17 protein-coding genes are annotated in these 11,639 nt (G+C 42.6%); all 17 read left to right on the top strand.

What is annotated here, in order from left to right; all coding sequences use genetic code 11:
- The first annotated feature begins 7 nt into the window (after window positions 1-7).
- The 17 genes from OCV62_RS17720 (at window position 8) to OCV62_RS17640 (ending at window position 11,379) form a co-directional block, all read left to right on the top strand.
- The gene (locus OCV62_RS17720) at window positions 8-319 is read left to right on the top strand and encodes a DUF5720 family protein (RefSeq protein ID WP_008728385.1); all 312 of its coding nucleotides are present in this window, start codon (window positions 8-10) and stop codon (window positions 317-319) included.
- A gap of 98 nt (window positions 320-417) precedes the next feature.
- The gene (locus OCV62_RS17715) at window positions 418-918 is read left to right on the top strand and encodes a PcfB family protein (protein ID WP_158436361.1); all 501 of its coding nucleotides are present in this window, start codon (window positions 418-420) and stop codon (window positions 916-918) included.
- Window positions 915-2,108, top strand: a complete 1,194-nt coding sequence (locus OCV62_RS17710; protein WP_262588311.1) for a type IV secretory system conjugative DNA transfer family protein — start codon at window positions 915-917, stop codon at window positions 2,106-2,108. The genes OCV62_RS17715 and OCV62_RS17710 overlap by 4 nt, the downstream gene beginning before the upstream one ends.
- Before the next feature lie 271 nt (window positions 2,109-2,379).
- A complete protein-coding gene (locus OCV62_RS17705; protein WP_173757422.1) occupies window positions 2,380-4,263 on the top strand; it encodes a DUF4368 domain-containing protein in 1,884 nt (627 codons plus the stop codon).
- Window positions 4,260-4,643, top strand: coding sequence for a TnpV protein (locus tag OCV62_RS17700; protein WP_158433341.1), 384 nt, complete (start codon window positions 4,260-4,262; stop codon window positions 4,641-4,643). The genes OCV62_RS17705 and OCV62_RS17700 overlap by 4 nt, the downstream gene beginning before the upstream one ends.
- Window positions 4,644-4,652: 9 nt before the next feature.
- Window positions 4,653-4,832: a hypothetical protein gene (locus OCV62_RS17695; RefSeq protein WP_158433342.1), complete on the top strand. Its 180-nt coding sequence runs from the start codon at window positions 4,653-4,655 to the stop codon at window positions 4,830-4,832.
- A 75-nt stretch (window positions 4,833-4,907) separates the two neighbouring features.
- The gene (locus OCV62_RS17690; protein WP_262588306.1) at window positions 4,908-5,135 is read left to right on the top strand and encodes a hypothetical protein; all 228 of its coding nucleotides are present in this window, start codon (window positions 4,908-4,910) and stop codon (window positions 5,133-5,135) included.
- Between the two features lie 29 nt (window positions 5,136-5,164).
- On the top strand, window positions 5,165-5,467 hold the full coding sequence (locus OCV62_RS17685; protein WP_227392427.1) for a hypothetical protein: 303 nt from the start codon (window positions 5,165-5,167) through the stop codon (window positions 5,465-5,467).
- A gap of 143 nt (window positions 5,468-5,610) precedes the next feature.
- Entirely contained in the window at window positions 5,611-5,766 is a 156-nt protein-coding gene (locus OCV62_RS17680; protein WP_262588302.1) for a hypothetical protein, read from the top strand.
- Window positions 5,767-5,879: 113 nt separating this feature from the next.
- Window positions 5,880-7,313 carry a serine/arginine repetitive matrix protein 2 gene (locus OCV62_RS17675; RefSeq protein WP_158433344.1) on the top strand — a complete coding sequence of 478 codons (1,434 nt, stop codon included), beginning with the start codon at window positions 5,880-5,882 and terminating at the stop codon, window positions 7,311-7,313.
- Window positions 7,314-7,419: 106 nt separating this feature from the next.
- Entirely contained in the window at window positions 7,420-8,073 is a 654-nt protein-coding gene (locus tag OCV62_RS17670; RefSeq protein ID WP_158433345.1) for a CHC2 zinc finger domain-containing protein, read from the top strand.
- Window positions 7,988-9,427 carry a virulence-associated E family protein gene (locus tag OCV62_RS17665; RefSeq protein WP_227392426.1) on the top strand — a complete coding sequence of 480 codons (1,440 nt, stop codon included), beginning with the start codon at window positions 7,988-7,990 and terminating at the stop codon, window positions 9,425-9,427. Before OCV62_RS17670 ends, OCV62_RS17665 begins: the two co-directional genes overlap by 86 nt.
- Window positions 9,428-9,715: 288 nt before the next feature.
- Window positions 9,716-9,883, top strand: a complete 168-nt coding sequence (locus OCV62_RS17660) for a transposon-encoded TnpW family protein (RefSeq protein ID WP_158433346.1) — start codon at window positions 9,716-9,718, stop codon at window positions 9,881-9,883.
- Between the two features lie 87 nt (window positions 9,884-9,970).
- Window positions 9,971-10,141, top strand: coding sequence for a hypothetical protein (locus OCV62_RS17655; RefSeq protein ID WP_173812235.1), 171 nt, complete (start codon window positions 9,971-9,973; stop codon window positions 10,139-10,141).
- A gap of 53 nt (window positions 10,142-10,194) precedes the next feature.
- Window positions 10,195-10,368 (top strand): hypothetical protein, encoded by a 174-nt coding sequence (locus tag OCV62_RS17650; RefSeq protein WP_173812237.1) that lies wholly within the window; start codon window positions 10,195-10,197, stop codon window positions 10,366-10,368.
- 111 nt (window positions 10,369-10,479) lie between these two features.
- Window positions 10,480-10,992 (top strand): helix-turn-helix domain-containing protein, encoded by a 513-nt coding sequence (locus tag OCV62_RS17645; protein ID WP_015530014.1) that lies wholly within the window; start codon window positions 10,480-10,482, stop codon window positions 10,990-10,992.
- A 48-nt stretch (window positions 10,993-11,040) separates the two neighbouring features.
- Window positions 11,041-11,379, top strand: a complete 339-nt coding sequence (locus tag OCV62_RS17640) for a hypothetical protein (RefSeq protein ID WP_118573148.1) — start codon at window positions 11,041-11,043, stop codon at window positions 11,377-11,379.
- The last annotated feature ends 260 nt before the right edge of the window (window positions 11,380-11,639 follow it).

Below are 11,639 nucleotides of genomic sequence, written 5' to 3'. Positions count from 1 at the left end.
AAGCATGATGTCTGAGGGAAAGACCATAGGGCAGCTGATGGAAGAAATGCGGGCAAAGGCAGGAGCGCAGAATTATCACGGTCATGGATATATGGACCTCCAGCGTTTTGCGGAGGACACCCGGCACATGATTATTTTTGATGTGCTGACGAACGATTCCCCTGTTGGCTGGAAAGGCGAACGAACACGCCTGTTCCTGTCGGATACCGGTTATGAAAAAGCACTGGATAGTCAGGAAAAGGGGCAGATTAAGATTTTGAGCCACGCAAAGGTACGCCAGGGCAATCTGCACTATGACCGTTCTGACCAGTTACGCTAAGGAGGGCGGTATGAAGCGTTATCTTCTGCGGCGGCTGGTGGTTCCGCCTTAGCAAAAAAAGAGATTCCCTGCAAACTTCGTGGAAAGGAGGCGAGAAAATGCAGGAAGAAGTGGAAAACAGAACTTTGACGTTGGTTGTCAGTGGAACAAAGTTTACCGGCAGAATGTTTAAGGCTGCCATAAGCAAGTACATGGCACATCGAAAGGAAAAGAAGCTGGAAAAACAGAGAAGCCGTGATGCGCCGGTTGTTCCGCATGGAAAACAGACTGTGAAGCAGCTTGTCGGGCAGAATCAGGGAATATCCAACATTGAGATCACAGACCCCTCTATCAAGGAGTTTGAGAAAATCGCCCGGAAATATGGTGTGGATTATGCGGTGAAAAAGGACCGCAGCAGTTCTCCGCCAAAGTACCTGATTTTTTTCAAAGGCCGTGATGCAGATGCTCTGACAGCAGCTTTTACAGAGTACACCAACAAAAAGGTCAAAAAGGCAACGAAAACAGAGCGCCCGTCCGTACTGGAAAAACTTAACCAGTTCAAAGAGATGGTTAAAAATGCTGTGGTGGATCGCACCAAGCGAAAGGAGCTGGAACGATGAAAAAGACATTGGACATCAAAAAGCTCATTTTGCTGAATATGCCGTATATCCTGCTGGGGCTGTTTGCTACCAATTTTGGAGAGGCATGGCGAATGGCACAAGGGGCGGATGCTTCAGAAAAGTTTCTTTCGCTGGTTGAGGTTCTGCCTGGGGCGCTGCAAAGTTTCTGGCCAAGCCTGCATCCATTGGACTTGTTGGTAGGGCTGTGCTGCGGTGTTGGTCTGAGGCTGGCGGTGTATCTTAAAAGCAAGAACGCCAAGAAATATCGACATGGTTTGGAATATGGTTCGGCCCGCTGGGGAACCCGTGAGGATATTGCACCTTACGTTGATCCTGTATTTCAGAACAATGTGATTCTGACGAAAACGGAGAGTCTGACCATGAACAGCCGCCCCAAGGACCCCAAGACTGCCAGAAACAAAAATGTACTGGTGATTGGCGGCTCCGGTTCCGGTAAGACCCGATTCTGGCTGAAACCCAACCTGATGCAGATGCACAGCTCCTATGTTGTGACGGACCCGAAGGGAACAATTCTGGTGGAATGCGGAAAAATGCTCCAAAGGGGTGCGCCCAAGCTGGGGAAGGACGGAAAGCCCATGAAGGATAAGCACGGCAAGGTCATTTATGAGCCGTACCAAATCAAGGTCCTAAATACCATCAACTTCAAGAAGTCCATGCACTATAACCCTTTCGCCTATATCCATAGCGAAAAGGACATCTTGAAGCTGGTAACAACGCTGATTGCCAATACCAAAGGCGAAGGCAAGGCCGGAGACGATTTCTGGGTCAAGGCGGAAACATTGCTGTATTGCGCGTTGATTGGATATATCCACTATGAAGCTCCGGTGGAGGAGCAAAACTTCTCCACCCTCATCGAGTTCATCAATGCCATGGAAGTCCGTGAGGATGACGAGGAGTTCAAAAACCCCGTAGACCTGATGTTTGATGCACTGGAAGCCGAGAAGCCAAATCACTTCGCAGTGCGGCAGTATAAGAAATATAAGCTGGCAGCCGGTGTAGTAAGTTTGAAGAGACTTCTTAATCAATCAAATTTAAAGAGTTGGAGCTCCAAAATGATTAAAAAGTCTCTTGAGGCTTATTTTTTTACCTTAAAGAACAAAATTGTATTTTGTAAAAAACAATTTCAAAACATGTCCGTATTTTGTTTCGTCAGTACAGAGATTGTGTAAGGAACTTTAAAAAGATGACACGAAATCAAAAAAGATGCAGTAAGGGGGCTGTAAAAAGACCTCTGAGCATTTCGTTTAGTGTAAGAATCTTTTTTACTTCTTACACGAACCTTGAAAACGAAACAGTCTGCCCGTAGTGATACCAGAACTGAATAGGCATTCAGCGTGTCTTTTCTGGTTAATACGTCCCGGAAACATCAGAACCCGGTACAGGAACGGATATGGGATGAGAACAGGCAATTAATAAACAAAGGAAGGAGGACATCTGACTATGACAGAGAAACAGGGATTCATGACAGCGTTGTATGAACGTCTTAGTCGTGATGATGAATTAAACGGGGAATCCAACAGTATTTCAAACCAGAAGAAACTGCTGGAACAATATGCAAAAGAACATGGATTTACCAATCTTGTTCATTTTACTGATGATGGTATCTCCGGTACAAGATTTGATCGCCCAGGCTTTCTTGCCATGATGAAAGAAGTAGAGTCGGGGAAAGTCGGAACGATTCTGATTAAAGATATGAGCCGAATGGGAAGAGATTATCTGAAAGTCGGACAATATATGGAATTGCTGCGACAGAAGAATGTCCGCCTGATTGCAGTCAACGAGAATGTAGACAGCTTCCGGGAGGACGATGATTTTACTCCATTCCGAAATATCATGAATGAATGGTATGCAAGGGATACCAGTAAAAAGATAAAATCAACTTTCAAGGCGAAAGGAAAATCCGGCAAGCATGTGGCAAGTACAACACCGTATGGGTATCTGAAAGACAAGGATGATCCGAATGTATGGATTGTTGATGAAGAAGCAGCTGTAGTTGTACGGAGAATCTTTCACATGACAATGGACGGGTACGGACCATATCAGATTGCCAAGGCACTGAAAGAGGATAAGGTTGAGATACCAGCGGTTCATATGGCAAAGAAAGATGCCGGATTATGGAAAGGCAGAGTAGAAGAAATCAAAGATCCTTATGGCTGGGGCTCTTCTACTGTTGCAGGTATTCTGAAGAAAAGAGAGTATCTTGGTCATACAGTGAACTTCAAGACCAGAAAACATTTCAAGGATAAGAAAAGCCATTATGTATCTGAGGATAACTGGACGGTGTTTGAGAACACGCAGGAAGCAATCATAGATCAGGAAACTTTTGACAATGTGCAGAGAATCCGAAGCAATGTGAGAAGGTACCCAGATGGATGGGGAGAAGCCCACCCCTTGACAGGTCTGATGTATTGTGCAGACTGTGGTTCCAAAATGTATGTACATCGAGTAAATAATGGCAAGCGAGTACCACAATATACCTGTTCTGCATATTCTAAAGTTCCGGTTGGAACACTCTGCCAGACACAGCACAGAATTAATGCAGATGTGGTTATGGAGCTGATTAAGGAACTGTTAAAGGCTGTTGCAGAGTATTCACAGCTGAACCGTGAAGAATTTTTGGAAACAGTAAAAAAGGCACAGACTTCACAGCAGTCCAGTGAGATCACAAGATTGAAAAGCAGATTGGCAGAAGCAAAAAAACGTGTGCAGGAACTGGAAAAACTGATCTGCAGAATTTATGAGGACAATATTCTTGGCAAGCTGCCAGATGAACGCTATGCGATTCTTGACGGACAGTATTCTAAAGAACAGAAAGATTTGTCGGCAGAAATTGCAGATATGGAAGCTGAATTATCAGGCTATGAAGAAGGCCGCAGATCAGCGGAGAAGTTTATTGCTCTGGTTGATAAATACCAAAATTTTGAGGAATTGACCACTTACATGCTGAATGAATTTGTAGAAAAGATTGTGGTTCATGAGCGTGACCGAAAAGGAAGCATTGAGACAACTCAGGAAGTGGAAATCTATTTTAACTTCATTGGGAAATATTTACCTCCACATTTCGGTGAGGTGGAAATGACACCAGAGGAAATTGAAGAAATGAAGAAGCGGGAAGCCAGAAAAGACAGGCTTCATCAGAATTACTTGAAAAGGAAAGCAAATGGCAAGCAGCAAGAATACTATGAACGGACAAAGGCAAAAAAGAAAGCTGAGATGGATGCAAAAAAAGAGGAAATCCGTCAGGAAGATATTGCAAAGGGTGTGTTCGTGCCGGTATCACTGCTTCCACCAGCAGAACCGAAGAAAGGAGTTGCATCAGCATGAGCGAATTAGAAAGAATCATTCACGATAACAGTAATGGTCTGGATTATATCCTTGTCGGGGAAATCTATCTGCCACTGATCGCAGTACCCGAAGAGAAAAGAGAGATTGGTTTTTATGGAAGTCTTCACAGAAACTATCTGAAAGATTACAAGAGTGGCTTGTATTCCTATCTGACATTGAGTGGTAAGCTCTGGACGTATCTCGCAGATCTGAATGAGCAGTGTTTGGAACGCAGGGATTTCCTCATGGAACAGATTATGGAGCAGGAAGGCATTACGAAAGAATTGAAAAGCAGAGATCAGATGGAATGGGTTCGCCGGGCAAACAATGCAAGAAGCCGGGTAGATGAAATTATTTTAAATGAACTGGTGTATGTGTAGGAGGGACTTATGAGATACCGGATTGAATACGCAGACGGAAGATGTTGTAATTTTGCAAACAGCAGAAAAGATTTACTGGACTGGCTGAAACTTTTGAAAGATGAAAAAATCGTTGATATCCGAAAGATTTACAAAAGCGGTGTGACAGATTCTGTGATAGACAGCTATCGTAGTTATCTGAAACAGTGAAAGGGGTGGACAGTCATGGTTGTTGTAAGAATTATTGTGAAAATCGTATTACTGCCAGTGCGTATATGCCTGACAATGATACAACTGGTGGTTATGTTCTTCACATGGCTGTCGGCAACGGTATTTCATATCCTGTCGGGGATCATCTGCATTACAGCAGTTTTAGGGTATGGATTCGGACAGGAGACAGGCACAGAAGCGGTCAGGATGCTTGTGGCAGGTTTTATACTTTATATCCTGCCTGTGCTTTCTGGCTGGGCAGTGGTGTGGCTGGAAACATTCAAAATCAGATTGATGGAGTAGACCACTGGAGAAAGGAATAGGATTCTTAAATGAAGATTACAAAAGAGATTGAAGAATTTATCAACCTGACCATAACGGAACATATGGGAAAAGAGTATGCAGACTGGAAACTGAGCCAGCTGTCTGTGACAGAACCAGATGAAGTTGAGGAAGAATATAAAAAAGTGATCGCAACACTTCCACAGGAACAGGAAGAGACCATTACAAAATATTGCGACCAGATATTTAACAGTGGAGCAGAGACAGAAGAATTTTTCTACCGGTTGGGACTGAGGGACGGAATGAAACTTAGGAAGACTGTTAAAATGGTTCTGAAGCAATTATCAGAATGATACATATAGGAATTATCTGAAAAGTGAATGAGTAAAGGAAAGGGCATTAACCGTAAAAAGTTAGTGCCCTTTGTTTTACCCATTTTTATATTTTCACAAAATCCGATGCAGAGGATTTTTGAAAAACAGACGGAACGGAGATCATGCTGAAGGGACAGCGGCAGGAGTTACGTTTTGTCTGCTGGGAGTACAGAGGGCTGGAAGTCCTTTGTGCCCAGATTGCAAAGAGCGGCAGCATCTTGCTGGGGTTAAGGGGCAAAGCCCTTAGCAGGTTAAGGGCGGCAGCCATTGCCCAGTGATATGGCGTTTCGCCATATGGTACTGGGTACTGTCTGTAACGGGGACAGAGACTTTTGGCAGCTTCGCTGCAATCCCCTCCGGGGAAACAACTTGAAAAAAGGAGAGATGTGAATTGAAAGGCACAAGGCATAACGGCAGATCTGGGAAAGACGGTGTTTACAATCCGCTTCACAATGACCGGAGATTTGACCCGGAACACAGTGAGCATATTGACAATGAACGTGTCCGTCAGAATATTTACTGGGACTGCTATCAGGGATATACCACAATGGCAGACCGGGGAAAAGAGGATAATTTTTCTTTTAACCAGATTGAGATGGCATACTATGTGGATCATTACAGCGATTATGTGATTAACCAGAATAAACGTCATGAGAAAGCAAGACATCCCGACAGATGTAAAGGGGTGGAAGATGTTCTGAAAAATAAAAAGACCTGTCCGGAAGAAAGTATCTATCAGCTTGGGACGATAGATGAACACGCTTCTGTGGAAACGCTGGTTTTGGTTTTTGATGAATTCAAGAAAGAGTTCGATGAGCGGTTTGGTTCTAATGTGCATATCATTGACTGGTCACTGCACATGGACGAAGCAACTCCGCATATTCATGAGCGTCATGTATTCGATGCTACGAACCGGTATGGGGAGATTGAACCGAAACAGGAAGCGGCACTGGAAGAACTTGGCTTTGAACTTCCGAATCCGGAAAAGAAAAGATCAAAGACAAATAACCGTAAGGTTGTTTTTGATTCTGCCTGCCGGACAATGTTCCTGGATATCTGCAAACGTCATGGACTGGAAATTGACGAAGAACCGTCCTATGGAGGAAGGCAGTATCTGGAGAAACAGGACTATATCCGAATGAAGCAGAAAGAAGAGATTGCGGTTCAGCAGGAAATGCTCAATCAGCAAAGGGATAAGGTCAATGCGAATCATCTGGAACTTGCAAGGCAGTCAAAACATGTCAGGGCAAATGAAAAGGTTATCCAGTCACAGAAAGAAAAAATAGAACAGCAGGAAAAAGAATTTAAAGAAAATTTCATTTCCAATTCTGACCGGATTCTAAGTCAGGGCGAGCTGATTGAAGAGCAGAGAGAGGAACTGAAACAGCTTACCCTCCGTATTGAAGATGTGGAAACCTTGCTTGACGAAGTATCCAGTGAAGCCTATGACAAGGCTGTGGATAAAGTCGCAGAGGAAACAATGCGGGCTACCAGAAAAGATGACATTCGTCTTGCGGAAGATTCTAAGAGATGGATTCAGAGTCCGGAACGTAAGGCATCACGAAAAGAAAAGGAATATGCGATAAACAGGCTGGACGGTCTGATTAAAAAAATCGAATATGCGATGGAAAAAGCTGTTGTGAGGGTTGTCCGTCAGTTAAAACAGCCAGAGAAGAAAAAAGCCGTTGTTGAAGAAATCAAAAAAGAAGTGAAGCCGTCAATCAGAGAAAAACTTGCATTGAACGTAGCAAAGATTCAAAGAGAAGAGGCAGAGAGAAAACAACTGAATAAAGGAAGATCACATTCCAGTGATCTGGAACTATAAGGGCATTTTGTTGATTCCGTAAGGACAGGACAAAGTGCTTTTTTGTTTTTTGTGAAAACTTGTTTCCTAGATTTGGGAAGCAGATTTAAGAAAGTGAGGAAACGAATTGGGATTATTTGATGAAGTAAAACAGAATGTGACCGTCCGGCAGGCTGCGGAGAGGTATGGGTTAAAGCCCAACAGGAGCGGACTGATCCGCTGCATTTTCCATAATGACAAATCACCCAGCATGAAAGTTGACCGGAGATATTATTGTTTCGGGTGTGGCTGTACAGGAGATGCCATTGATTTTACGGCACAACTGTTTGACATTGGATTGAAAGATGCAGCCATGAAGCTGGCAGATGATTTTGGGATTCCTTATTCCGGCAGGGACAGGGGATCACCGCAGAACAGGAGAAGCGTTTCGGCAAAAAAGCCAGAGCCGACACCAGAAGAACTTTGGCAGAAAAAACATCTGAGATGCCTGAGAGCCTATCTGGATTATCTGAGCCTGCTTCTGGAATGGAAAGAACAGTATGCACCAAAAACACGGACAGAAGAATGGCATGAAAAGTTTATGACTGCGCTCAGGGAGTTGTCAGTTGTTGAGTATTATCTGGATATCCTGCTCTTTGGGGACAGGGCAGATAAGGAAGCACTTGTAAAAGAAAAATGGAAGGAGGTGGAGCGGATTGAGCAATGCGAAAGAGAAGATAAAGGAGATCGCCACAAAAGAACAGAAAGATGCCATGAAAGAAATGCTCCGGATGGTAGATAAAAGCAAAGTCGATGAAGTGAAACAGATGCTGGAATATACACAGAAAGGAACTGCGAAAGCAACGGTTGGAAATTATATGGTTGTGCTGAGAAATGATCCGCTTGTGCGTGAGAGTATGAAATACAACAAGCTGACAGGCAGGATTGATATTGTAAAAAAACTCTGGTGGAATGAGGAAGTCTGCAAGTTGGATGATGATGGCAGGACTTATTTCTACTATTTCTTTGAATGCTATTACAAACTCACAAGTGAAAAATGTATGGATAAGGCACTCCGTATAGAAGCCAACAGCCGGGCATACCACCCGATCTGTGAGTATCTGGAACAACTGGAGTGGGACGGGCAGGAGAGAATCCGTTATGTCCTGCAACGGTACATGGGGGCAGATGCTTCGGATTTTGTCTATGAGGTTGTGAAGCACTTCCTGATGGAAGCATTAAGCAGAATCTACCGTCCCGGTTGTAAAGCAGATGAAATGCTTTGCCTGGTAGGTCAGCAGGGAGCCGGAAAATCCACATTTTTCCGTTTTCTTGCATTGAACGATGACTGGTTTTCTGATGATCTGAAGCAGTTGAATGACAGTAAGATATACGAGCATCTCCGGGGACACTGGATTATGGAAATGTCGGAGATGATTGCTGCAATCAGTGCAAAGAGCAATGAGGAAATCAAGTCATTCCTGACCAGACAGAAAGACACTTACCGGAACCCTTATGATAAATATGAGGAAGACCGGAAGCGTCAGTGTATCTTTGCAGGTTCAACGAACACAAGGCAGTTCATTCCTTTTGACCGTACTGGGGCAAGACGGTTCCTGCCGATTGCCATAGACAGCAGTAAGGCAGAGAAGCATATCCTCGATGATGAAAAAGAAGCCAGATCCTATTTTGACCAGTTGTGGGCAGAAGCAATGGAAATCTACTGGTCAACGGAGAATAAGAGCAGCCTGTTGAAGTTCTCAAAGGAAATGGAGCAGGAGATCAGTGAATACCGAAAACAGTTCACACAGGAAGATACGATGGCAGGAATGATACAAGGCTGGCTGGACGCTTATAAAGGTAGTCATGTATGTTCCGTCCAGATCTGGAAAGAAGCCTTTGACCATTTTGACCGGGAGCCGAAAAAATTCGAGACAAATGAGATCTGTTCTATTATGGATACGCAGATCACTGGCTGGAAGAGAGCCGGAGTCCACAGATTTTCAAAGGAAGGATATGGCAGACAGAGAAGCTGGATCAGGGAAGGAGCAGAAGAAGAGGGTGGCAACGAACCGGATAAAGATGGATTTACAAAGCTGACGAAAGCAGAACAGTTGGAGCTGCCATTTGATCTGCCCGACAGAGAGAAAGGCTGATTTTGATGCCGAAAGGCTACTGATTACCCGGAAATTTATTGCTTGTTGACATTTTTGTTGACACCAAAATCCTTTGTATTTACCGGTGTTTCAGCTACTTTTTAACAGGTGTCAACAAGAACATTCAAAAAACTTTTCAATAGTATTTTGGAAAACAGAAATAACTACCCGAAAAAAGTTTCAAACCCCATGTTGACACTTGCGTTGTCAGCGTGCCGATAAACTCCCGGCAGGGACAGAAGCAAACCTCTCTCTGTCGGGCACAGGAAAGAAAGGAAATAGATGATTATGGAAAAAATGATGAATAAAAAAACAGAAGGAAACACATTTACAAAGAAAATCGGGCAGACAGTATATGTTGTCCGCTATCATTTCAATGAAGATGCAAAGGAAACCATGCAAGAAAAGATTAACCGGATGCTGGTTGCAGAAGCAAGCCGAAAGGCAATGCAATAGATGGGGACAGAGACAATTGGAATTGAGATATGTTTGAGAATGTGATATGATTTGAGCAACAAATCGAATTTGGGGAGGAAAATTATCATGAATGATTTGAAGGTATCAGATATCATGTGTAAATGGTATATATGGGTTGCAGTTGGATATGTTATTGGAAAGAATTTAAGTGACACATTAGGGGGACTTATTGGTTTGGCAATTGGGGGTCTTATAGGCTGTTACATACAAAAAAATCATAGTAAAAAAGATGATTGATAACTTCCAGCTTGCGAGCTGAAAAATTTGAAGTTGTAAAGGAGCGTTATGCAATGGAAACAAGAAAAATTGTTCGTGGGATTATATTGGCAGTATTGCTGGTTTGTACGGTGTTTTTGATTTATTCCATAGTAACAGACCCATTAGGCGAACATGATATTATGCTTCCCCTTGCTGTTACCGCTGGATTTATTGCATTAGGGCAGGACAAGCGAAAAGAAAGATAAATCTCAGTTTGTATAACAGGAAAATTTGAAGTTTCTGTTGAGTTTTTTATGAAATATTCCATTTTTTTCAGAGATTCCACCCATATTCTACTTACAAGGGATTTTATTTCAATGATGAAAGAAGTACCTTTATATCATCAAATGAATGGAGGAATACATATGAACCAATTAGTTACAGGAAAATTTATAGCATTAAAGAGAAAACAGAAAAATCTAACACAGGAACAATTAGCAGAGAAACTTGGTGTTTCCAATAAGACTATTTCAAAATGGGAAACCGGTAAGTGTATGCCGGACTATTCCATTGTAAAAAGCCTATGCGAAGAACTTGAAGTTACAGTGGCAGAACTGATGGATGGTGAAATATCCGAAGAAAATAGTGTTCGTACCTATGATGATGAGCAGATTTTAGATTTGCTAAGAAGAACGCAGGAGTTAGAAAAGCAAAAAAATATGTTATATGGAATTATGCTTATTGTAATGGGTATTGCAGTACAGGCTCTTTCATATGCAATTGGTGGTTCGGATTTTAAGGACTTTATTTCTGGCTTACTATTGGGATTGTCAATTGGAGAAATGCTGGTTGGTGTTTATGTTGTTGGAAAATCCTTGGCAGGAAGATAACTTTCAGCTTGTCGAGCTGGAAAATTTGAAGTTGCGGAGGTGTTTTAGATGAAAAGGAAATGGCTCATTCCGTGTTTAATAGTGGTAATTGTGATTGCAATTCTTTTTTATACTGGTATTCAAAGGACGCATACTTTCACACTTGCAGAGAGAAACGGAGTTGCATTCAAGTCAGAACAAATACAACCACTGTTTGAAACTATTAGAGTAAGCGGTGATTGTGATACAGATGTGATATTTACTGATATTGAGACTGGCGAAACATACACGGTAGGATACATTACATCTGGTGTATCAGAAAAGATTAAACTACAAAAAGGTAAGTGGTACACAGTAGAGGGAGCTGGAAATATCACAGTAAGTCCAGTAAACATTAGAATTGAATGAAGAACAACAAATTTCAGTTTTATGATCTAAAAATTAATATGAAAGTAGAGCATATGAAGAAAAATCCATATGCTCTATTTTTTTGCCCACTTTCGAAAAAAAGTGATTAAAAAACTATTGACATTTTGTTACTGGCAAAACCGCTAAGTCGATTTTGATTTCCTGCGGTGCGCGTCTGGCCGTATTTGATATTGCGGAGCTGCGCGAGGTTACATCCTACGATGAGTTGGAACTGGATACGCTGGGAGACAGAAAAACGG

Source organism: Gallintestinimicrobium propionicum (assembly GCF_025567525.1).
Classification (GTDB): Bacteria; Bacillota; Clostridia; order Lachnospirales; family Lachnospiraceae; genus Gallintestinimicrobium; species Gallintestinimicrobium propionicum.
The sequence above is the reverse complement of the archived record's forward strand: the minus strand, read 5'-3'. Positions and strand labels throughout refer to the sequence as shown.